At 39.4% G+C, this 23,641-nt stretch carries 19 protein-coding genes and 2 pseudogenes; 18 read left to right on the plus strand and 3 right to left on the minus strand.

The window, feature by feature from the left end:
- Window positions 1–15: 15 nt before the first annotated feature.
- Both A3I7_RS12480 and A3I7_RS0104605 read right to left on the minus strand, forming a co-directional pair.
- A pseudogene (locus tag A3I7_RS12480) lies at window positions 16–588 on the minus strand (site-specific integrase); the annotation flags it as partial.
- Between the two features lie 262 nt (window positions 589–850).
- Window positions 851–1,780, minus strand: coding sequence for a polysaccharide deacetylase family protein (locus A3I7_RS0104605; RefSeq protein WP_018375606.1), 930 nt, complete (start codon window positions 1,778–1,780; stop codon window positions 851–853).
- A 341-nt stretch (window positions 1,781–2,121) separates the two neighbouring features.
- On the opposite strand from A3I7_RS0104605, the gene A3I7_RS0104610 reads away from it, so the two are divergent.
- The 18 genes from A3I7_RS0104610 (at window position 2,122) to A3I7_RS0104695 (ending at window position 23,315) form a co-directional block, all read left to right on the plus strand.
- Window positions 2,122–3,408, plus strand: a complete 1,287-nt coding sequence (locus tag A3I7_RS0104610) for a homoserine dehydrogenase (protein WP_018375607.1) — start codon at window positions 2,122–2,124, stop codon at window positions 3,406–3,408.
- A gap of 43 nt (window positions 3,409–3,451) precedes the next feature.
- Window positions 3,452–4,318, plus strand: a complete 867-nt coding sequence (thrB, locus tag A3I7_RS0104615; RefSeq protein WP_018375608.1) for a homoserine kinase — start codon at window positions 3,452–3,454, stop codon at window positions 4,316–4,318.
- A 155-nt stretch (window positions 4,319–4,473) separates the two neighbouring features.
- A complete protein-coding gene (pabB, locus tag A3I7_RS0104620; RefSeq protein ID WP_018375609.1) occupies window positions 4,474–6,192 on the plus strand; it encodes an aminodeoxychorismate synthase component I in 1,719 nt (572 codons plus the stop codon).
- Between the two features lie 103 nt (window positions 6,193–6,295).
- Window positions 6,296–7,567: a bifunctional folylpolyglutamate synthase/dihydrofolate synthase gene (locus tag A3I7_RS0104625; RefSeq protein WP_018375610.1), complete on the plus strand. Its 1,272-nt coding sequence runs from the start codon at window positions 6,296–6,298 to the stop codon at window positions 7,565–7,567.
- 11 nt (window positions 7,568–7,578) lie between these two features.
- The gene (gene folE / locus A3I7_RS0104630; protein WP_033418568.1) at window positions 7,579–8,145 is read left to right on the plus strand and encodes a GTP cyclohydrolase I FolE; all 567 of its coding nucleotides are present in this window, start codon (window positions 7,579–7,581) and stop codon (window positions 8,143–8,145) included.
- A 9-nt stretch (window positions 8,146–8,154) separates the two neighbouring features.
- Window positions 8,155–8,955 (plus strand): dihydropteroate synthase, encoded by an 801-nt coding sequence (gene folP, locus A3I7_RS0104635; protein ID WP_018375612.1) that lies wholly within the window; start codon window positions 8,155–8,157, stop codon window positions 8,953–8,955.
- A gap of 9 nt (window positions 8,956–8,964) precedes the next feature.
- The gene (gene folB / locus A3I7_RS0104640; protein WP_018375613.1) at window positions 8,965–9,324 is read left to right on the plus strand and encodes a dihydroneopterin aldolase; all 360 of its coding nucleotides are present in this window, start codon (window positions 8,965–8,967) and stop codon (window positions 9,322–9,324) included.
- Entirely contained in the window at window positions 9,321–9,794 is a 474-nt protein-coding gene (folK, locus tag A3I7_RS0104645; protein WP_018375614.1) for a 2-amino-4-hydroxy-6-hydroxymethyldihydropteridine diphosphokinase, read from the plus strand. The genes folB and folK overlap by 4 nt, the downstream gene beginning before the upstream one ends.
- 89 nt (window positions 9,795–9,883) lie before the next feature.
- Window positions 9,884–10,801: a UDP-N-acetylmuramate dehydrogenase gene (gene murB / locus A3I7_RS0104650; RefSeq protein ID WP_018375615.1), complete on the plus strand. Its 918-nt coding sequence runs from the start codon at window positions 9,884–9,886 to the stop codon at window positions 10,799–10,801.
- A 120-nt stretch (window positions 10,802–10,921) separates the two neighbouring features.
- Entirely contained in the window at window positions 10,922–12,076 is a 1,155-nt protein-coding gene (locus tag A3I7_RS0104655) for an ABC transporter ATP-binding protein (protein ID WP_018375616.1), read from the plus strand.
- Window positions 12,060–12,854 (plus strand): ABC transporter permease, encoded by a 795-nt coding sequence (locus tag A3I7_RS0104660; protein ID WP_018375617.1) that lies wholly within the window; start codon window positions 12,060–12,062, stop codon window positions 12,852–12,854. Before A3I7_RS0104655 ends, A3I7_RS0104660 begins: the two co-directional genes overlap by 17 nt.
- The gene (locus A3I7_RS0104665) at window positions 12,851–13,636 is read left to right on the plus strand and encodes an ABC transporter permease (RefSeq protein ID WP_018375618.1); all 786 of its coding nucleotides are present in this window, start codon (window positions 12,851–12,853) and stop codon (window positions 13,634–13,636) included. The genes A3I7_RS0104660 and A3I7_RS0104665 overlap by 4 nt, the downstream gene beginning before the upstream one ends.
- The gene (locus A3I7_RS0104670; protein ID WP_018375619.1) at window positions 13,629–14,702 is read left to right on the plus strand and encodes an ABC transporter substrate-binding protein; all 1,074 of its coding nucleotides are present in this window, start codon (window positions 13,629–13,631) and stop codon (window positions 14,700–14,702) included. The genes A3I7_RS0104665 and A3I7_RS0104670 overlap by 8 nt, the downstream gene beginning before the upstream one ends.
- Window positions 14,703–15,007: 305 nt before the next feature.
- On the plus strand, window positions 15,008–16,540 hold the full coding sequence (locus tag A3I7_RS0104675) for a ClC family H(+)/Cl(-) exchange transporter (protein WP_018375620.1): 1,533 nt from the start codon (window positions 15,008–15,010) through the stop codon (window positions 16,538–16,540).
- Window positions 16,541–16,722: 182 nt separating this feature from the next.
- Window positions 16,723–17,559 carry a BglG family transcription antiterminator LicT gene (gene licT / locus A3I7_RS0104680; protein WP_018375621.1) on the plus strand — a complete coding sequence of 279 codons (837 nt, stop codon included), beginning with the start codon at window positions 16,723–16,725 and terminating at the stop codon, window positions 17,557–17,559.
- A gap of 436 nt (window positions 17,560–17,995) precedes the next feature.
- A complete protein-coding gene (locus A3I7_RS0104685; protein WP_018375622.1) occupies window positions 17,996–19,882 on the plus strand; it encodes a beta-glucoside-specific PTS transporter subunit IIABC in 1,887 nt (628 codons plus the stop codon).
- A 150-nt stretch (window positions 19,883–20,032) separates the two neighbouring features.
- Entirely contained in the window at window positions 20,033–21,712 is a 1,680-nt protein-coding gene (locus tag A3I7_RS0104690; RefSeq protein ID WP_018375623.1) for a carboxylesterase family protein, read from the plus strand.
- 13 nt (window positions 21,713–21,725) lie between these two features.
- Window positions 21,726–23,315 carry a DUF1593 domain-containing protein gene (locus tag A3I7_RS0104695; protein WP_018375624.1) on the plus strand — a complete coding sequence of 530 codons (1,590 nt, stop codon included), beginning with the start codon at window positions 21,726–21,728 and terminating at the stop codon, window positions 23,313–23,315.
- A gap of 178 nt (window positions 23,316–23,493) precedes the next feature.
- Here the strand turns inward: A3I7_RS0104695 and A3I7_RS14035 are convergent.
- A pseudogene (locus tag A3I7_RS14035) lies at window positions 23,494–23,641 on the minus strand (IS4 family transposase); the annotation flags it as partial.

A 23,641-nucleotide genomic window follows, 5' to 3' on the forward strand; every position in this document is an offset into this window, starting at 1 on the left:
GAAAACCCTTGTAAATCAAGGGTTTTCTGCTATATTTTTCCCTAATTCTGCCCCAAAAATATTTCTAACCCTGCCATTATTTTCTTGTTTTGACTCTTCGAGCAAATGGGCATAAACTGATAAAGTGGTGTTTAAGTCTTTATGTCCAATCAATTTTGATATTGCAAATAGCTCCACGCCTTGAGAAATGAGATAAGAAACATAAGTATATCGTAAACTATGAACGTGGACATCACGTCCAACTAATCGCTTAAGTGCTTTGTTTGCGGCCGTGTTCGATAGCCCTTCGATGATCCTTTGAACAGGTCGGAATGTGGCTATATATTCATCTAACAGCTTGATAGTTTCTTGGCTGATTGGAACATCTCGCAAGCTTGAGGGGTTTTTAGTTGGCGCATAGCCTTTACTTTTACCGTAAACTTTGTAAGTTTTGGTGATATGGATTAGTTTGTTATCTCTGTCTATATCTGTTAAGTCAACTCCCATAGCTTCAGAAAAACGTAAACCAGTGACAGCGATTAGATGGATAGCTACACGCGATTTATGCAAAGGTTTTTTGCTGGAGATTTTGACAAAATTTAGATACTCAGGATGGATAAAAGGATCATCATTAACTGTAGTAGATTGATGATGAGTTAATATTTAGTGAGAACGAAGACGTTCTCGCTTTTTTTCTTTTTAACAATGAGAATTCTTTGAAACACTGCTCATAATTATAAAATTGGATAAATGGTTATAAGGATGAATCGGGATGATAGTTTGGGATTGTTCTTGTTTCAGTTGACTATAATCAAAAAAACACGTTCTCCGTGATAAATTAATGATTATGGAGAGCGTGGAGTCAAAATGGTTACGAAATTGTGGCTAACAAGGTATCAGCAGTAGTAGTTGGCAAGATTCGTACTCTATTAAGTGAAAGAAGTCCATTATTGATATTGGCTATTCCTTCGTTGGTAGTTACTCCTAGTTTGTAGTCTAGGTTTGAAGCCAGTTCAAGCGTGGTATCAGAGTAACGACCAGCGGGATAGGCAATTGCAATAGTGTCTTGGTTAAGGTTTTGATCAAGATAGACTTTAGATTCTTTCATTTCGTTTTTTTGTGTTTCAGCACTTTGAACGGATAAATCTGGATGATTAACGGTATGATCTTGGAAGGACATACCATGTTTTTTCATGTCAAGCATTTGTTCTAGAGAAAGATTGCCAGAATTTCCGACAGTTCCAGTGATAACATTGTTTGTTGCCTTGGCCTTATATTTTTTTAAAATGGGGTAGGCAATATCGTGAAAGTCCCACAAGCTATCGTCGAAAGTTAACCAGATAATTTTGTTGTTGCCATTTGGTAAGACATTTTCAGTGAATACTCTATAAGCTTCTTCGGGTGTTAAGAAATAATAGCCCTCTTGTGCTAAACATTGAATGTGACTTTCAAAAGTTATCGGATCAACTATCAAATTAGCGTTAGCTGCTTCTTCAGGTGCAATATTATGAATGGCATGATACATTAAAATAGGAACTGAAACTGTTTCATTCACCTTTTTCCATTCAACTGTATCAGTATTAGTATTTTGCTTGGATGAATTAGTAGGTGTTGTGGAAGCTTTTTGATTTTGTATTTTGCTAATTTTTGTTGAAGAAGCTGAGTTGTTAAGAGAAATTTTCCTATCTTTGAGAGTGAATACCAAAAAAGCAATAGACAATACGCAAGCAAATAAAAGGAAGAGGTTAAGAATTAGCCAGAATGAGTTTGGTTTATGACGACGATGATTTCTTTTTTTCATAAAAATCTCCTAAAAATATGGTTGGTATTGATTAAATAATACTCTTGGAAAATCAAATTTATTATTGACGTGATTTGATGAACTTCAATTTTATCTATGCTTATATTTCTTATTTATAACTTTGGTTTTCATTGAGTATGATTAGAAAATGATTACTACCTTTTTCTATTGTATCATTTTTAACCATAAAAGTTTATTAATAGGGATATTCTTATCTAAAATATGTTATTTTTCTGTAAATTCTGAATAATTTTTGGTATAATGGAAAAAATGTTTTTATTTTTGGAATGGAAGAGTCTCTCAGCTTTTCCATTAAAAATAGTTGAATTGAGGAATTTTACATGTCTATTAAAATTGGTTTACTTGGTTTTGGTACAGTTGCAAGTGGCATTCCCTTTCTTTTAAAAGAAAATGCGGAAAAAATTATTGCAGCTGCTCACAATGACCTTGAAATTGCTAAGGTACTGGTCAAAGATGAGGATGAAAAAAATCGCTTAATAGCAGCTGGTCATGACTATCATTTTGTAACAAATGTTGATGAGATTTTGAATGATGCCGATATTCAGATTGTTGTTGAATTGATGGGACGTATTGAGCCTGCTCGTACCTTTATTACCAAAGCGCTTGAAGCTGGCAAAAATGTGGTCTCGGCAAATAAAGATTTGATTGCGACACATGGGAAAGAGTTGATTTCTCTAGCGCAAGCTAAAGGTGTTGCCTTTTACTACGAAGCTGCGGTTGCTGGTGGCATTCCAATTTTACGCACTTTGGCAAATTCACTGACATCTGACAAGGTTACTCGTATCTTGGGGGTACTTAATGGAACATCGAATTTTATGATGACCAAGATGGTTGACGAAGGTTGGACTTACGAGGCTGCACTTAGAACTGCTCAGGAACTTGGTTACGCTGAAAGCGATCCAACAAATGATGTAGAAGGGATTGATGCAGCTTATAAGGCTGTCATTCTCAGCCAATTTGGTTTTGGAATGACTGTAGACTTTGATCAAGTCTCTCACAAAGGAATTACAACCATTACACCAGATGATGTAGCAGTAGCGCAAGAATTAGGCTATGTCATTAAATTGGTCGGAGATATTCGTGAAGTTGCTTCAGGAATTTCAGCAGAAGTGGCTCCTACCTTCCTTCCAGAAAATCATCCTCTTGCTAGTGTTAATGGTGTTATGAATGCAGTCTTTGTTGAGTCTATTGGTATCGGTGAGTCTATGTACTACGGCCCAGGAGCAGGTCAAAAGCCTACTGCAACCTCTGTAGTGGCTGATATTATTCGTATTGCCCGTCGCTTGAGTGATGGTAATGTTGGTAAAGCATTCAATGAATTTGCTCGTGAAACAAGATTGGCTGATTCAGCAGATGTTTTCGCTAAATATTATTTTGCTATCAATGTTCCTGATAAGAGTGGTCAAATTCTTCGTCTAGCTGAAATTTTTAATACAGAAGATATTTCATTTGAACAAGTTTTACAACAAAAAGCAAACGGTGAAGAAGCCCGTGTTGTTATTATTACCCATGAACTCAGCAAAACGCAGCTTGAGTCAGTGATTGCTAAGTTGAACGCAGTTGAAGATTTTCAAGTGGTGAATACCCTTAAAGTTTTAGGTGATTAGTTTGATTAGATAAAAGGAATTTTCTGTGACTTAGGAGAAACTCATGAAAATTATTGTACCTGCAACGTCTGCCAATATTGGTCCTGGTTTTGACTCAGTTGGTGTTGCTCTTTCAAAATACCTTGAAATTGTGATTATGGAGCCATCTAAAGATTGGTTTATTGAGCATGACTTGGGAGAAAATATTCCAACCGATGCCTCCAATCTTTTGATTAAAACAGCACTTCGGGTCACGTCAACTATACAACCACATCGGATTAAGATGATCTCTGATGTGCCCTTGGCTAGAGGACTAGGCTCATCAAGTTCTGTTATTGTAGCGGGTATTGAACTCGCTAATCAGTTGGCAAATTTGAACTTGACAGCTGATGAAAAATTAGCAATTGCAACTGAAATTGAAGGTCATCCAGATAATGTTGCGCCAGCTATTTTTGGGAATCTGGTTATCTCTAGTTATCTGAATCAGAAAGTCAGTAGCATTGTGGCTGATTTTCCAGAAACAGCTTTTATTGCCTTTATTCCGAATTATGAGCTAAAGACGAGTGATAGTCGTGGTGTCCTCCCTAGTGAACTCAGCTATAAAGAAGCTGTTGCGGCTTCTTCAGTTGCTAATGTGGCAATCGCTGCGCTATTGACAGGAGACTTAGTGAAAGCAGGTCAAGCTATTCAGGGCGACCTTTTCCATGAACGTTTCCGTCAACAGTTAGTTAAGGAGTTTTCACCAATTAAAGCTCTAGCCAAAAAAGAAGGTGCCTATGCAACGTATTTGTCTGGTGCTGGTCCAACAGTAATGGTTTTGGCTAGCAAGGACAAAGAAGAAACCATTTTAGCAGGTCTAAAGGCATTGCAGTTAGATGGACAAGTATGCTCTTTGCGTGTGGATACTAACGGTGTTATTGTAGAAGATTGATTTTTAAGAATTTTTAAAATCTAGTTTTCATCTTCTATGAAGGGCGTTCTAACTAGTTTTAGAATGGCTAACAAGTGACTTTTACTTTGAATAAGTATATGAAATGAAAAAAGAACTCTTGATTTTGGTCAAGGGTTTTCTGATGAGGAGAAAGAATGCACAAACAAACTGTTGTTGATTTCAAAGATTTGGGACAGCGTTTGGTTTTTAAAAATCCCTTACGTGAGTTAATCGCAGAGCGTTTAGAGGAAGTTGTTCCTGTCTTAAGGAAAGTAGAAAGCTATCAAAAACAAGGGTATTATGTAGTTGGTTACCTTTCTTACGAAGCCAGTAAGGCTTTCGAGCCTAAATGTCAGGTTCACCAAAGGCAGTTGTCAGGTGAGTATTGTGCTTATTTTACTGTCCATGAGACCGCTGTTCAAGATATATTTCCTTTAACCTACAATGATGTTGTAATGCCAAAGCACTGGGATAATTTGACTAGCAAAAAAGTTTATGAGGAAGCTATTTCAGAAATTCATCATCAGATTAGGCATGGAAATACCTATCAAGTAAATTACACGGTTCAGTTGAAAAGTGAAGTAGAAACAGACAGCTTTGCTATTTACAATAGACTTGTTGTTGAGCAAGGGGCAGCTTACAATATTTATGTAGCGCACGATGATTTTGCGGTGGTTTCGGCTAGTCCAGAATTATTTTTTGAGAAAAAGCAACGCGTGTTGAGAACACGTCCGATGAAAGGAACGACCAAACGCGGGAAAAATAGTTCTGAAGATTTAGCTCAAAGAAATTGGCTAGAACAGGATGTCAAAAACCGTGCAGAAAATATGATGATTGTGGATTTGCTGAGAAACGATATGGGCCGTATTTCTGAGATTGGTAGCGTTACGGTCACTAAACTTTGTCAGCTTGAGCGCTATTCAACGGTCTGGCAGATGACATCAACCATTGAAAGTCATTTAAAAACTGATACGGATTTGGTAGATGTTTTTACAGCTCTATTTCCCTGTGGTTCTATCACAGGTGCACCCAAATTATCCACAATGGACACCATTTATCGTCTAGAGAATGAACCGCGTGGTGTTTACTGTGGAACGGTGGGAATCTGCCTACCAAACGGAGATTGCATTTTTAATGTTGCTATACGAACCTTGCAGATTTATCGTAGTCAGGCTATTTATGGAGTAGGTGGCGGCATTACCTGGGATAGTCAATGGCAAGATGAATACGAAGAAACATGTCAAAAGAGTGCTATACTTTATAGGCAGCAAAAACAATTTGACCTGATAACAACTGGAAAAATTTGTGAGGGAAAGCTTACGTTTTTAGAGGAGCATTTGCAACGTCTTTTAGAATCAAGCGACTATTTTAACTATTCATTTGATAAAGATAAGGCAAGAAGAAATATTGAGGAGGCATTGAAAGGACTTGATAAGCAGCAAAACTATCGTATGCGAATCAGACTTGAGAAATCTGGGCAGTTGCACCTTGATACTGAAGAACTTGCAGATCTCCCCAAAACATTTTTGAAAGCAAAGCTTGTGGAGCGAAAAGTGTTGCTTGACCAACCATTCACTTTTTTCAAGACATCTTATCGGCCGCATATTTCTACACAGGGTAGTGACCAAATCTTTATTTCTCCAGAAGGCTATCTTCAAGAAACTTCTATTGCAAATCTCATTTTAGAGATTGATGGGGAATGGTTGACGCCGCCTGCTAAAGTGGGGCTTTTAGAAGGAATTTATCGAAACTATCTCATCAAAAGCGGTAAGGTCAAAGAAGTTTTATTGACTAGAGAAGATCTAAAGAAAGCACAACAAGTGTATGCTTGTAACGCTGTTCGTGGCCTTTATCCTTTGGAGATTGTTGATTAATAAAACTAATATTTGAATACAAGGATAAAAGTCAGCTTAGTTAGTTTCTAGTCTCTTTCCTGTGGTATAATAGAACTAATCTGTTTTTGAAAGAAGTGTCATCATGAATTATCAAGAATGCTTGAATTGGATACATAGTCGTTTAAAATTTGGTATTAAACCAGGCTTGGAACGTATGCTCTGGATGTTAAATGAACTTGGCAATCCGCAGAATAATTTGTCTGCTGTTCATATTGTCGGAACAAATGGTAAAGGTTCAACAACCAGTTACTTACAACATATTTTCAGTCAAGCTGGCTATCATGTTGGGACATTTACCTCACCTTATATTGTTGACTTTAGAGAACGTATCAGCATTGATGGTGAGATGATTTCCGAGCCTGATTTTGTAACATTGGTTGAAAAGGTTAAACCGATTGTGGATGCTTTAGATAAAATGCCTGACTTTGAAGCGGCAACGGAATTTGAAGTTATCACTGTTTTAATGTTTGAATATTTTGGTCACCAGCACCCAGTTGATATTGCTTTTATTGAGGCAGGTATGGGGGGAATATATGATTCTACCAATGTTTTTAAAGCTCTAGCAGTTATTTGCCCATCTATCGGATTGGATCATCAAGCTGTCCTTGGCAAGACATATAAAGAAATTGCTGCGCAAAAAGTTGGTGTTCTCAAAGAAGGCGTTCCATTTATTTATGCCAGTGAACGTGAGGATGTCGTTGAAGTATTTGAAAAAAATGCTCAACAAAATAAAAGTCAAACTTACCGCTTAAACAAAGACTTTCATGTCACCTTACACAAAGGAGGATTTGATTATACCAGCCAGACGGTTCGAATGACGAATGTTCGTCTTTTAATGAAAGGAGAACATCAGGTTAGCAATGCTAGTCTAGTCATCACTGCAGCTTTGCTCTTGTCGGAAGATTATCCAAAAGTTGATGAAAAAGCCATAAGACAGGGACTTTTGCAAACCAAATGGGCAGGGCGAACAGAACTGATGGCACCAAATGTCATGATTGATGGAGCACACAATAATGAGAGCATTACTGCATTGGTTGATGTTTTGAAATCTTATAAAGATAAGAACATCCACATCCTCCTAGCGGCTATTAACACTAAGCCAGTCGATAGTATGCTGTCCATTCTTAGTCAAGTAGCCCCTGTCCAGGTGACGAGTTTTGATTACCCAACTGCCCTCAACTTGACTGACTATCCAAAAGGTTACCACAGAGTTGAAAAGTGGCAAGATTGGTTGGATGAGATAGATGAGCAGAGTGAAAAAGATTTTTATATCATTACAGGATCGCTTTATTTTATCTCGCAAGTGAGGCAAGAACTTCTCTCAAGACAGCCAAGACAGAATAAAGAGAAATGAGATTACAAAATATGACGAACAATCAAGAAAAACTGGAACAAGCTATCTATCAGTTGTTAGAGGCTTTGGGAGAAAATCCTGAACGAGAGGGGCTTATTGAGACTCCTAAACGTGTCGCAAAAATGTACCAAGAAATGTTTTCAGGACTAAATGAGGATCCTAAGGATCAATTTACTGCTGTTTTTACTGAAAATCATGACGAGGTTGTCTTGGTCAAGGATATTCCTTTTTATTCTATGTGTGAACATCATCTTGTGCCATTTTATGGTGTGGCCCATGTTGCCTATCTGCCAAGTGATGGTCGCGTCACTGGTCTGAGCAAGCTAGCACGAGCCGTTGAAGTTGCTAGCAAACGTCCTCAACTTCAAGAGCGTCTCAATGCTCAGGTTGCGGATGCTCTTGAAGAGGCCTTGCAGCCTAAAGGTGTTTTTGTCATGTTGGAAGCAGAGCATATGTGCATGACCATGCGCGGTATCAAAAAGCCTGGTAGTAAAACTGTTACAACAGTTGCTAGAGGTATTTTCAAAGATAATCGTGAAGAACGTAAGGAGATACTATCTTTAATTCGTGAGAAGTAAGGAGAAACTATGAAAATTGGAAAACATGATATTTCAGGAAATGCTTGTATTATGGGTGTTTTGAACGTGACACCTGATTCTTTTTCTGATGGGGGGCATTACACTGAGATTGAACAGGCTTTGGCACAGGTTGCTAAAATGGTAGAAGAAGGTGCCAAAATTATTGATGTTGGTGGAGAATCAACACGACCTGGATACACTTTTGTAGAGACAGAGGAAGAGATTACACGTGTAGTTCCTGTTATCAAGGCGATTAAGGAGCGCTTTGATGTCTTGGTCAGTATTGACACTTATAAAACAGAAACTGCACGTGCTGCATTAGAAGCTGGAGCTGATATTCTTAATGATGTTTGGGCGGGACTCTATGATGGTCAGATGTTGGCCTTAGCGGCTGAAAAAAATGTTCCTATCATTTTAATGCACAACCAAGATGAGGAGAGTTATCAAAATATCACGTTAGAAGTCTGCGACTTTTTGAATAAACGAGCTCAAGCTGCATTAGAAGCTGGAGTTGCTAGGGAAAATATTTGGATTGATCCTGGCTTTGGTTTTGCCAAAAATGTTGAGCAAAATATAGACTTACTTAAAGGGCTAGATAAGGTTTGTCAGCTAGGTTATCCTGTCCTTTTTGGTATTTCTCGTAAACGTGTAGTGGACTATCTTCTTGGAGGCGATACTGCCGCTTTGGAGAGAGATATGGGGACAGCGGCTCTTTCTGCTTGGGCTATCAGTAAAGGATGTCAGATCGTTCGCGTTCATAATGTTGATCTTAACCGCGACATTGTTAAGGTTATTAGCCAATTAATTTAGGAGACGGAAATGGACAAGATTATTTTGAAAGGTTGCCGTTTTTATGGTTATCACGGTGCTTTTGTTGAGGAACAGACCTTAGGTCAAATTTTTGTCATTGATTGTACTTTACAGGTGGATTTAGAAAAAGCAGCACAGACAGATGACTTGGAAGACACGGTACACTATGGGATGGTTTTTGAGACGATTCAACGTCAGGTAGAAGGGAAAAAATACAAACTGATTGAACGTTTAGCTGGTGCTATTTGTGAGGATATTTTTGAACAATTTGCTGCTGTACAAGTTATCACTCTTCGTATTACCAAAGAAAATCCTCCGATTAAGGGACATTATGATGCGGTAGGAGTTGAATTGGAGCGTAGTCGATGACACGCGTGTATTTAAGTTTGGGTTCAAATATTGGAGACAGACGAGACTATCTGAATAGAGCAATTACCGCCTTATCAAAGCTGCCGAGAACACAACTTATTGAGGTGTCCTCACTCTATGAAACACCAGCTTGGGGTCTGACAGATCAAGATGATTTTTTCAACCTCTGTTGTGAACTTGAAACACAGCTTAAATCGCAAGAATTGCTCGGCCATTGTCAAAGAATAGAAAAGGAACTCGACCGTGTTCGGCATCAACATTGGGGGCCAAGAACCTTGGATATTGACATCCTGCTTTTTGGTGAGGAAGTCATTGATACGGAAGTACTCAAAATCCCTCATCCCTACATGACTCAGCGGGCTTTTGTTCTGGTGCCTCTTTTGGAACTTGATCCAGACTTAAGAGTTAAGGGAGAAAAACTCTCTGAAAAATTACTCCAACTGGACACCAGTCACATTGTAAAAGTTTAGAATTCCTATCGTCAAATCTTGTGTTTTTTGATATAATTATAATCGGCTTTGTGCCGATTTTTTAGTATTGAAAAGTTTGGAAAGAAATCATGATTAATTTTTTAAATGAAGAGTTAAAGGGAATTGACATTCGTGTTGCTGAACCTCTAAAAAAGTACACCTATACAAAAGTAGGAGGCCCAGTAGACTATTTGGCCTTTCCTAGAAATCGCTATGAGCTGTCTCGGATTGTCAAGTTTGCAAATGCTCATAGCCTACCTTGGATGGTTTTGGGAAACGCTAGTAATATTATTGTGCGAGATGGGGGTATCCGTGGCTTTGTCATTATGTTTGATAAGCTCAATGGAGTGACAGTTGACGGTTATGTTATTGAAGCAGAAGCAGGAGCCAATCTGATTGAGACGACCCGTGTTGCAAAATTCCATAGTTTAACTGGCTTTGAATTTGCCTGTGGCATTCCTGGTAGCATTGGTGGAGCTGTCTTTATGAATGCTGGAGCCTACGGTGGTGAGATTGCTCACATTTTGATTTCTGCCCAAGTGTTGACTAAAGAAGGAAATATCAAAACCATTGAAGGACGCGATATGAAATTTGGCTACCGCCATTCGGTTGTTCAAGATACAGGAGATGTGGTTATTTCTGCTAAATTTGCTCTTAGGGCGGGGGATTATGTCAAAATCAGTCAAGAGATGGCTCGCTTGACCCATCTGCGTGAATTAAAACAACCCCTAGAATATCCGTCGTGCGGATCTGTATTTAAGCGACCACTTGGTCATTTTGCTGGTCAGCTGATTAGTGAAGCCAACTTAAAAGGTTACCGTATCGGTGGCGTTGAAGTGAGTAAAAAACATGCTGGTTTTATGGTTAATGTCGCTGACGGCTGTGCTAAAGATTATGAAGATTTAATTACTTATGTCATTGAGGCTGTCGAAGCTCATTCTGGTATTCGTTTAGAGCCAGAAGTTCGAATTATTGGAGAAAAGCTTTCTGACAAGTCTAATGAATAGATGTGCTCATCTAAGGTTATAAAGGTTACTGCTTGTTCAACAAGGTGTAAGCATGTGAACTTTCCTTTCTTGAAGATGTGACCCCCTTGTTAAAAATAGAATATAGAGGTTTTATGAGAATTGACTAATCCAATCATTGCATTTAATAATGTGTCAAAAGTTTTCGAAGATAACGATACCGTTGTTTTGAAAAACATTAATTTTGAACTGGAAGAAGGGAAATTTTACACCCTTCTAGGTGCTTCAGGTAGTGGAAAGTCCACTATTTTAAATATCATTGCTGGTCTCTTAGACGCTTCATCGGGTGATGTTTATCTGGATGGCAAACGAATCAATGATGTCCCAACCAATAAACGCGATGTCCACACTGTTTTTCAAAATTATGCTCTTTTTCCACATATGAATGTTTTTGAAAATGTCGCTTTTGCTTTAAAACTAAAAAAGGTAGACAAAAAGGAAATTGAAATCCGAGTAAAAGAAGCTCTGAAAATGGTGCAATTGGAAGGGTTTGAGAAACGTCCTATTCAAAAATTATCAGGTGGTCAGCGTCAGCGTGTAGCGATTGCACGTGCCATTATTAATCAACCGCGTGTTGTTCTCTTGGATGAACCGCTATCGGCTCTTGATTTAAAACTACGAACGGAAATGCAGTACGAATTGCGAGAGTTACAGCAACGTCTTGGAATCACTTTTGTTTTTGTCACACATGATCAAGAAGAAGCCTTGGCGATGTCAGACTGGATTTTTGTCATGAATGAGGGGGAAATTGTTCAATCGGGGACACCTGTTGATATCTATGATGAACCAATTAACCATTTTGTAGCAAATTTTATCGGGGAATCTAATATTCTGTCCGGTAAAATGATTAAAGATTATTTGGTAGAATTTAACGGCAAACGTTTTGAGGCGGTTGATGGTGGGATGCGTCCCAATGAACCAGTTGAAATTGTCATTCGTCCTGAGGATTTGCAGATTACGCTGCCAGAAGAAGGTAAATTGCAAGTCAAGGTTGACACGCAGCTTTTTCGGGGGGTTCACTATGAAATTATCGCCTACGATGAATTAGGCAACGAATGGATGATCCATTCTACGCGTAAGGCTATTGAGGGTGAGGTTATTGGGTTGAATTTTACCCCAGAAGATATTCATATCATGCGTCTCAATGAGACTGAAGAAGAGTTTGATGCGCGTATTGAAGAATATGTGGAAATTGAAGAGCATGAAGATGGTCTGATTAATGCCATTGAGGAGGAGAGACATGAAGAAAACCTCTAGTCTGTTCTCTGTACCCTATCTACTTTGGATTGCTTTATTTGTTGTTGCACCCTTGTTCCTCTTGCTTTATCAATCGTTTTTTGATATTCAAGGTCACTTTACTCTTGCTAACTATGCGACTTTCTTTAGTTCATGGACCTACCTTCGTATGAGTTTTAATTCCATAATTTATGCCGGAGTTATTACCTTGGTGACACTTATTATTAGTTACCCAGCTGCTTATTTATTGACAAAACTCAAACACAAGCAACTGTTGTTGATGTTGATTGTTTTACCTACTTGGGTTAATCTCTTGTTAAAGGCTTACGCTTTTATGGGGATTTTTGGTCATCAAGGTGGTGTCAATGCCTTTTTAGAATTTGTTGGTATCGGGCCAAAGCAAATTTTATTTACGGATTTTTCTTTCATTTTTGTTGCCTCCTATATTGAGATTCCTTTTATGCTCTTGCCAATTTTTAATGCACTCGACGATATTGATGACAACGTCATCAATGCCAGTTATGACTTAGGAGCAACCGATGCACAAACCTTTACCAGAGTGATTTTTCCACTATCTCTAAATGGTGTCAGAAGTGGGGTTCAGTCTGTTTTCATTCCTAGTTTAAGTCTCTTTATGCTGACCCGTTTAATTGGAGGAAATCGAGTGATTACGCTTGGAACCGCTATTGAGCAACATTTTCTCACAACACAAAACTGGGGAATGGGGTCAACGATTGGTGTGATTTTAATTATGGCAATGCTAGCAACCATGTGGCTAACGAAGGAGAGACAAAAATGAAAAAAATTGCAAATTTATATTTGACTCTTGTCTTTGTTATCCTTTATGTTCCAATTGCTTATTTGATTTTTTACTCTTTCAATTCTGCTGGTGATATGAATGGCTTTACAGGGTTTACTTTGGAACATTACCAAACAATGTTCGAAGATAGTCGTCTCATGTTGATTTTGGTACAGACATTCTTTTTAGCCTTCTTGAGTGCCTTAATTGCAACTATTATTGGTACTTTCGGAACGATTTTTATTTATCAAACTAAATCAAAATATCAGAATGCTCTTTTATCTCTGAATAATGTCTTACTAGTTTCCCCTGATGTTATGATTGGTGCTAGTTTCCTTATTTTGTTCACGATGCTAGGTTTTCTAGGGTTCCAGCTCGGTTTCCTATCAGTACTACTCAGTCACGTTGCCTTTTCAATTCCAATTGTGGTGCTTATGGTATTGCCCCGTCTCAAAGAGATGAATGATGATATGATTAAAGCGGCTTATGATTTAGGTGCAAGCACTTGGCAGATGTTGCGTGAGGTTATGCTCCCCTATCTAACCCCAGGAATTATTTCAGGCTTCTTTATGGCCTTTACCTATTCATTGGATGATTTTGCAGTCACTTTCTTTGTCACTGGGAATGGCTTTTCAACCCTATCTGTTGAAATTTACTCACGAGCACGTAAAGGAATTTCTTTAGAAATCAATGCTTTATCTACTATTGTCTTCTTATTTAGTGTCTTGTTGGTGATTGGCTACTATTTTATTTCACAGGAGAAGGAGGAAAAGCATGCGTAAACTTTATTCTTTTGTGGCAGGGGTTGTTGCCATCATTCTCATTTTATTTTGCTTTGCTTTTTATTTGCAAAAGAGTTCAAGTTCCGGAAGTCAGTCTGATAAGTTGGTGATTTACAATTGGGGAGATTACATTGATCCTGAACTTTTAACCAAGTTTACTAAAGAGACAGGTATTGAAGTCCAATATGAGACCTTTGATTCCAACGAAGCTATGTACACTAAGATTAAGCAAGGCGGAACTACCTATGATATCGCTGTTCCTTCTGATTACATGATTGATAAGATGATTAAGGAAAATCTTTTGGTTAAACTGGACAAATCACAAATCAGTGGCTTGGATAATATAGGGGATGAATTCTTAGGACTGAGTTTTGATCCCAAAAATGATTATTCCATTCCATATTTTTGGGGAACAGTCGGAATTGTTTACAACACAACAATGGTCAAACAAGCACCAGAACACTGGAAGGATTTATGGCGAGAAGAATACCGAAATGATATCATGTTGGTTGATGGTGCGCGTGAGATTATGGGGTTAGGTCTAAATACTTTAGGATATAGTTTAAATACTAAAAATTACGAGCGTCTAGAAGAAGTAGAACAAAAACTAAATAGTTTAACTCCTAATATCAAGGCTATTGTCGGTGATGAAATGAAGGGGTATATGATTCAAGGTGATGCAGCCATCGGTGTCACTTTTTCAGGCGAAGCTAGTGAAATGCTGAGTTCAAATGAAGATTTGCGCTATGTGGTACCGAGTGAGGGTTCTAATCTTTGGTTTGACAATCTTGTTATTCCAAAAACAGTAAAACATAAGAAAGAAGCTTATGCTTTCATTAGCTTTATGTTGGATCCTAAGAATGCTGCACAAAATGCTGAATATATTGGTTATGCAACACCAAATAAAGCCGCTAAAGCCTTGTTACCAGATGACATTAAAAATGATAAAGCTTTTTATCCTTCTGAAAAAACCATTGCTAATCTCGAGGTTTATGATAATCTAGGTGAGAAATGGTTAGGTATATATAATGACCTCTATCTTCAATTCAAGATGTACCGAAAATAGTATAGTCTAAAAGAGTCTAAGGGACTGCATATAGGAGGTCAAACAAAGATCTTCTGCGGTTTAGGCTCTTTTGAATTTATAAAAATCTCCTCGAAACTTAGTATGAGTTTTGGTACAATAGAGGGAGAAAGAGTGATAGAAGTTCTAATACTCTTCGAAAATCAAAATTATCCGTTGTCAACTTGCCTTGATGAACTCAAGTTCTATCGTCGGCTTCGTTTCCTAGGCTACTTTTGATTTTCATTGAGTATAACATTGTCTTTTATGTTCTAGATTTCTTACCGCAAGGCAAAAATGGAGATATTATGCATAATCATCATGAGGAATTCCAGTTTGCTACTGGTTCCATTTTAAATTTCGTTTGGCGAGGCATTCTTATCGGTATTGCCTCTGGTGTCGTTGTTAGTCTTTTTAGACTATTTATTGAGCTAATTTTCGAACAAGTTAAGTCTTTTTATCATCAAGCTCAGTCCAATCCTCTCTTGCTATTGCCTCTTGCTGCAATTAGTTTGATGTGTGTCATCTTTATTGGTATTCTCATTAAGTCAGACTCTGATATTAAAGGTTCGGGGATTCCTCATGTTGAGGGGGAATTGAAAGGCTTACTTCACCCTAATTGGTTGAGTGTCCTCTGGAAAAAATTTGTAGGTGGTATTCTTGCCATTTCTATGGGACTTATGTTGGGACGTGAAGGTCCAAGCATTCAATTGGGAGCTATGACTGCTAAAGGTTTGGCACACTTTTTAGAAGCAAGTCGTGTTGAAAAACGTGTTTTGATAGCAGGTGGTGCAGCAGCAGGCTTGTCTGCCGCCTTTAATGCACCAATTGCTGGCTTACTCTTTGTCGTGGAAGAAGTTTATCATCACTTTTCAAGTCTTGTTTGGGTGACAGCATTAGTTGCTAGTTTAGTTGCAAATTTTATTTCACTTAATATTTTTGGTTTGACGCCTGTTTTGGCTATGCCAGGAAATCTTCCTTCTCTTGAACTTAAACAATATTGGATTTTTCTATTATTGGGTATTTTTTTGGGTGTTTTGGGTTATATCTATGAGATTGTCATTCTAAATGTTGGTAATTTTTATGATAAACTGGGGAAAATGTTGCGTCTACCATCGTATTTTTATGGTCTTATCGCGGTTGTCTTAACCTTGCCTATTGCTTATTTTTTCCCACAACTTCTAGGTGGGGGTAACAGTATCATCACTTCTTTATCAGATAGTCACCTTACTTTGGAAATTGCCTTGCTGTTTTTTATCATACGGTTTGTCTGGAGTATGATTTCCTACGGTAGCGGTCTTCCGGGAGGAATTTTTCTTCCGATTTTGACCCTCGGTGCTTTGGCAGGATTATCTTTTGCTCTCTTTTTTGAAAATATGCGGTTGCTTGATGCCAGCATCCTCCCTTTGTTTATTGTGCTTGGTATGGCAGGTTACTTCGGTGCTATATCAAAAGCTCCGCTAACGGCAATGATTTTAGTGACAGAGATGGTTGGAGATCTTCGCCAATTGATGGCCATCGGTGTGGTAACTCTGGTTTCCTATCTGACAATGGACATTTGTAAAGGAGAACCAATTTATGAAGCCATGCTTGCTAAAATGACCCTCCCATCTAATCGTGAGGTCATTGAACCGACCTTGATTGAACTCACAGTTTCAGATAAAATAGCTGGTAAATATGTTAAAGAATTAACTCTCCCCAAAAATGTTCTCATCACGACACAAGTTCATCATAAACAAGCAGAAGTTGTTACAGGAAATACACGTTTGACAGCAGGGAACACCATTTTTCTAGTTGTAAATGAACCTGAGATTGACACTGTCAGAAAACTGTTAATGTAAGATTAAAAAATCCATCTATAAAATATCTTGTATCCCCTTTCATTTTATCCTGCTTTTTGATACAATTATGTGGAAGAGGATTGTTACTGATAAGCAGGCAAAACCTAGATACTCGATGAAGTCTTTGGACTGATTTTTCGGTGTATCTAGGTTATTTATATCTCATTTGTAGGAGGACTAGAATGAAAATTGACAAGGTCTACAATAACAATGTTGTCCAAATTAGAGAAGACAGCGGGGAAGAGGCTATTGTTATGGGCAAGGGGCTAGGCTTTCAGAAAAAAGTAGGAGATGAGTTAGATCTTTCAAAGATTGAAAAGAAATTTGTCCTAGAAGATAGTAATATTGCTAATGAGTTGTCTAGGGTTTATGTAGATCTTAGTAATGAAGAGATTGAGGCTGTTTTTGATATTATCAAACATGCTCAAGAGGGGTTGGGAGTGACTTTCGAAACATCTCTTTATATTTCTTTGGCAGATCATTTGCATTTCACGCTCATTCGCCTTAAAGATAAATTAACGATTGACAACCCATTGGGGTGGGAGGTGCGCAAGTTCTTTCCAAAAGAATTTCAGTTGGCTAAAGATGCCATTGAAATACTTAATAAGAAATTAGGGGTATGCTTACCTGAAGACGAAGCAGCCTCGATAGCTCTGCATTTCATCAATGCTGAAAAAGATGCGGGTATGGTGGAGAAAAATTATCAACTGTCAAAGACGGTTGCTGATAATTTAGATATTGTTCGGCTTTATTATGGAACATCTTTTGATGAGGAATCCGTAAGTTATAATCGCTTTGTCACGCATGTCAGATATTTTGTTCAGCGCGTTTTGAATGGCTCTGTTCAAGGGAAAAATGATAGTTTTCTTTACGAACAAGTCAAACTAAACTATCCTGAAGCTTTTATCTGTACGCAACGTATCAAGGATTATGTAGAGTCACGCTTTGACTTTCCAATGAGTCGTGATGAGCAGGTTTATCTGACAATTCATATTCAAAGACTTGAGGCTAGTAAGTGAAAAGTCCTTAATTTTGCAGAAAAATGGCAAGTGTATTAAAGCCCTGCATTAAACCAGTAGTCTAGAGATAGAACCGTTTTATTCTTTCTTTAAAAATCAAACTCAGATGTCCTTGACTCGATTTTGTACCTCAGTTTTTTCTGAGGTTTTTAAATTTTTAAGTGGCTAATTTCATTATAGAACTTTCAGTTACAATTTGGTAAATTTAGGTCAGTTACAATTTTTTACTGAAGATTAAAATTTTTTATAAAAGCGCTTGCAATTTTGAAATGTTCTGCTATAATATAAACATAAGGATTGTTACTGGTAAGCAGGCAAAACCTAGATAAATACGAGAATGTACAGACGTTTCCATTTTGAGGAAGTGGTGTACACTTTGGTATTTGTTTAGGTTTTTTGTTTTGATAAAACCAGGTAAAAAGAAAGGAGCCATAAAATGGCTAAAGATTATACTGAATTAGCACAGGACATTGTTGCCCATGTTGGTGGAAAAGACAACATTGTCAAATTAGTGCATTGTGTTACACGTCTTCGTTTCACCTTGAAAGATGAAAGCAAGGCTGATGATGATTACCTTAAACAACGCGATGGTGTTGTAACAGTTGTTAAGGCTGGTGGACAATATCAAGTTGTTATTGGTAACCACGTGCCGGATGTTTATGATACCGTTCTCAAGGTTGCTGGTATCCAAGGAGAAGGCGGTATTGATGTAGATGAAGGAGATGTTCCTCAAGGTAATCTCTTTGACCGTTTCATAGCGTTGGTTTCTGGGTTATTCCAGCCAATGCTAGGCGTGCTTTCTGCAGCAGGTATGATTAAAGGGATTGTTGCTATACTAGTAGCTGTTGGCGTTGCCAAGACTGATGGCCTCTACATCATTTTGAATGCTGCTGGTGACGGACTATTCCAATTCTTACCGCTAGTCTTGGCTATTACATCAGCTAGACGTTTCAAGATGGATCAATTTACAGCGCTCGCTCTTGGCTTTGCTTTGGTATATCCTGACATTGCGGCTAGCTTTGCTAAGGGCGGTGTGAAATTCTTAGGTCTTCCAGTTATCTTCCCAACTTCAAGCTACCTTTCAACTGTACTCCCAATCATCTTGACAGTCTGGGTTGGTTCAAAGATTGAACATTTCTTTAAGAAGGTTATTCCGGATGTGGTTAAGGTCTTTGTCGTTCCTTTCTGTGTTCTCTTGCTTACAGTTCCACTTGCTTACTTAGCTATTGGTCCTGTCATGAACTATGCAAGTGATTTAGTTGGTACGCTCTTTACAAGCATTTATGGTATCAGCCCAATCCTTTACGGACTTATCCTTGGTGCTGCCTGGCAAGTATTGGTTATGTTCGGTCTTCACTGGGGACTTGTTCCACTTGCTATTCTTGAATTACAACAAAATCCTTCAGGCACACTCCTTGTCGCGTCAATTGCGATTTGTTTCTCACAAGCAGGTGCTTTGCTTAACATTATGTTGCGTACTAAAGAAGAAAAAGTTCGTGAATTAGCTATTCCAGCCCTTATCTCAGCCCTCTTCGGTGTTACTGAACCTGCGATTTATGGTATTACCCTTCCAATGCGTACGCCATTCATCATGACTTGTGTTGCTGGTGCTATTCAAGGTGCATTCCTTGGTCTGATGGATGTCAAAATGTATGTTATGGGTGGTATGGGGCTTTTCTCAATTCCATCATTTATCAATGCTAAAAACTCAATGAACCTTATCTACTATTTGATTGCTATTGCTGCATCATTTGTTCTTGGTTTTGTTCTTACACAATTCACTAAAATTCCTTATCTTTACGGTGGTCCTAAAACTGTATCAGCTGATGAAAAAACAGAGGCACCAGCTGCTAATTTGAAAGTAATCAAGCAAGAAATCATTGCTAGCCCAATGATTGGTGAAGTGGTTAAACTTGAAAATGTCCCTGATGAAGTCTTCGCCTCAGGGGCTATGGGCAAAGGGATTGCCATTAAGCCTGCTGATGGTACAGTTGTTGCGCCTGTAAATGGTGAAATTACTCTTGTATTTCCAACAGGACATGCTGTTGGCATACGTACAGAAAACGGTGCAGAAATCCTTATTCATATTGGTATGGATACTGTATCTCTTGCTGGTAAAGGTTTCAAGAAATTTGTTGAAGTTGGTGATAAAGTAGAAGCGGGTCAAAAAATGATTGAATTTGATTTGGCAACTATTCGTGATGCAAATCTTCCTATCATCTCTCCGGTTATTGTGACAAATTCAGCAGATTATGACGATGTTTTGACAACTCAAGAAGCACGCGTCAATGTAGGCGACTACCTATTAACCGCTGTTAAATAATGATTGTTAACTTTGATAAGGCATCAAAGGGGCTAGGGAAATACTCCCCGGCTCCTTTTCTGTTTTTGTTAGATAGATACTCATCTATGAAAGGAGGTTTCGTTTTTAGTTAATACTGTTGGTGTTTTTCAAAGAAAGGATTAGAAACATATGAAAAAGAAACTGTTCTATTGGCTCAGTTTGGTCCTGCTACTCTTTTTAGCGGCATGTAGCCAGACCAAAAAAGAAGCTGTCACCTTTAAGAATGAAGTCACTCAAACCATCGCCAGTGGTCAGGTCAAGGGCAAGCAAGACCAGGAAAATGGGGTCTTGGAATGGCTAGGCGTTCCCTATGCAGCTGCCCCTGTCGGGGATTTGCGTTGGAAGGAACCACAGACCGTTAAAGCTTGGAAAAAGACCTTTGATGCGACTAAGGCCGGTGAGAAGTTCGTTCAATTTTCTAATGGAGAAGTGGTCGGTTCTGAAGGGGACTTAAATCTGGATTTGGTACGGCCCGATACGACAGAGGCAGGTCTGCCCGTTATTGTCTTCTTGCATGGGGGCAACAACCAGACAGGCCACGCCCAAGAAATCAAGGGAAATACCTTTGTCAAGGATGTTAATGCGGTCTATGTGTCTGTCAATTACCGTTTAGGGGCTCTAGGGTTTAACCCCTTGGAGGCCTTGAAGACTGGAACTGATTTAGAAAAATCAGGTAATTTTACCCTCTTGGATATTGCGGCAGCCCTGGATTGGGTGCAAGAGAATATTGAGGTCTTTGGTGGGGATAAGAACAATGTGACCCTAGCTGGTTTTTCAGCGGGCGGACGAGATGTTATGGCCACCCTTATTTCTCCCCTCTTTAAGGGCAAATACCATAAGGCCATTTCTTTCAGTGGAGGCATGACACTAGCAGATGAAGCCGAAAGTCAGGAAATTTTTGCGACTGCCCTAGCTCCGCTGGTTGTCGAAGACGGGGTGAAGGCGGATGAAGCTGCGGCCAAGGAGTGGTTACTGACCAGTGACAAGGATGTCGAGGATTACCTCTATTCCATTTCGGCAGATCGACTGGCACCACTTATGGGCAATGCGGCAATCCGCATGTTAGTATTCCCTCATCTCTACAAGGATGGAGTGGTTATTCCAAAGGAAGGCTTTAAAACCAAGAAATACAATGATGTTCCTTTGCTTTTGGTCACTGGAACCAGCGAGTTCTCTCTCTTTACAGCCTTTGACAAACGTTTCTCGACTTCTGTGAGCGATGGTAGTCTCTTTAAGGATGAAAACCTGTTCAAGGAATTTACCTATGCAGAAACCTATGGCGGTGAGCTCTATCGCCTATCTAATACAGTTGAAAGTGCTCGACTCATGGATGGCAAATACAGTTCCTCTATCTATATTAGCCAAATTTCTTTTGGTGACGATGGTACTTCAGCTCCAACGGTAGCTGGCCTACTGGGTGCCTTCCATGGTATTTTTGAACCCCTCCTGCAAACCCCGTCCAACTATGCAACCTTTATTGGGGATGACTTTGAATCGGCAGGTGCCAAAGAGTTGAGCAAGGATTTCAAGGCCTACCTCAAAAATTTTGTGACCACAGGTGATCCAAACGGGGATGACCTGCCAAAATGGGAGGCCTGGACGGCGTCCAACCAAGAGGTGCTGAGCATGGATGCGGACCTGGAGAAGGTCAAGATAGAAATGTCCAGCGACAAGGAAACGGCAGAAGACATCTTAGCTAAGATGGAAGCTGATGCGACTTTGTCAACCGCCATCAAGGATGAGCTCAACAAAACCGTTCTAAATGGACGCTGGTTTAGTTCCGTCATCGATGCCAAGTATGCGGAATAAGAGGAGGTAGGATATGAATTGGAAACAGGTTATCAGGATGGGAATTGTTGGATTGGGCTGTCTTGCTATAGCAGCTTGTAGCAATCAGTTGGCAAATGACTCAACAAATGAAACTTCGTCAGAAATAAGAGAAAAATACAGAACGGTCATCACCACAGATGGTGAAGTCGATGACATGAACTCTATGATTCGCTATTTCTATTATGCCAATGAGATGGACCTGGCAGGAATTGTCATCACAAGCTCGACCTACCATTATGCAGGTGATGAAGAAAAGGGTATCGAACCATTTCGCTGGACAGGAACCGACTGGATTTATGAGATGATTGATGCCTATGAAGAAATCCAGCCAAATCTCGCCAAGCATGCCGAAGGCTATCCGACAGCTGACAGTATCCGCCAGATCACCAAGATTGGCAATATTTCAAATGTTGGAGAAATGGAAGAGGAGACAGAAGGATCAGAATTTCTGATGGACCTCTTTTTGGACGATGATGAGCGCACCCTCTATGTTCAAACTTGGGGTGGCACCAATACCACTGCCAGGGCCCTGAAATCCATTGAGGAAAAGTACAAGGACACAGAAGACTGGGAAGAGATTCAAGAAAAAATCAATCAGAAACTGGTTCTCTACATCATCCTTGACCAAGATGATAGCTATAGTAACTACATTGCAAAATCTTGGCCTGACCTTAAAGTCATCAATGACCAGTCCAACTTCTGGTACTTTGCCTATCTCTGGCAAGCTAACCCCGATGCAGTCAATGAGACCCTTCTGGCAGATTGGCAGAAGGCAAACATCCTGGATAACAATGGTCCCCTGATGGACCTCTACGCCTCGATGGGAGATGGGAATCTCATTGGGGGCGAGTTGCCAGAGGAACAGCGGGGCTCCGAAGACTACCTGAAAAACAATCCCCAGTATCAGCAGTATGACTTCATCTCCGAAGGGGATTCCCCATCATACTTCTTCCTCCTTCAAAATGGGCTCAATAATGTGGCTTATCCAGAGTACGGAGGCTGGGGTGGACGATTCGGACGAACCAATGATAGCCTCCTACAAAACACAGTCCTGGATTACAACCCCTACACCAAGCAATTTGAGTCACAATACACCTTGACCCGTTGGCTGACGGACATCAATAACGACTTTGCAGCCCGTGCGGACTGGGGAGTGGCAGAAAACTATGAAGATGCCAACCACAATCCAACTGCCACCGTCAAGGAAGGGACTGAGCTTACTGCCCAGGCTGGGGACAAGGTAGCCTTAACAGCCCAAGCCAGTGACCCGGATAAGGACGAGTTGACCTATAAATGGTGGCGCTACTTTGAAGCAGATTCTTACCAAGAATATACCGGTAAGAGCAAGGCAGTTGAGGCTATTAACGAAGAATATGGTTTGTCCTTAGGATGGACTCGTCAACTGGATAAGGGTGAAGTAGTGGACCCTGTTGAACTCAGTGGTGCGGATACAGAAAAAATGACCTTCACTATTCCGAAAAATGCCAAGTCTGGTGATACCTTCCATATCATTCTGGAAGTTCAAGATGATGGTGATATCCCATTGAAGGCCTACCAAAGGGTCATTATCACTGTTGAATAAGTCCTCTTCAGAAACTTGTAAACAAGAAAAAAGGCTGGGCACAGATCCAATGTCATTAAGTTAAGCATTTGACCAATTAAAGAAACTATTCCCGTCCGAGCAGTTCATGACAAAACGGGAATAGTTTTTGTATTTATGGCGCACAAAAAGGAGGTTTTTTAACCCTATTTTTCAACTATTATGTTACTCTATAAGTGAAGCTTACAGGTACCTTGCTTTTTATCTTTCTTTGGAAGGTTCGATTGGGTCAGATCGGATGATGGATAAATGTTTGGCAATGTAGGTTTCTAATTGGAAGGAAGTGAGTTTGTCTCTAAGAAATTTTC

Origin of the sequence: Streptococcus orisratti DSM 15617, assembly GCF_000380105.1 — a bacterium.
Classification (GTDB): Bacteria; Bacillota; Bacilli; order Lactobacillales; family Streptococcaceae; genus Streptococcus; species Streptococcus orisratti.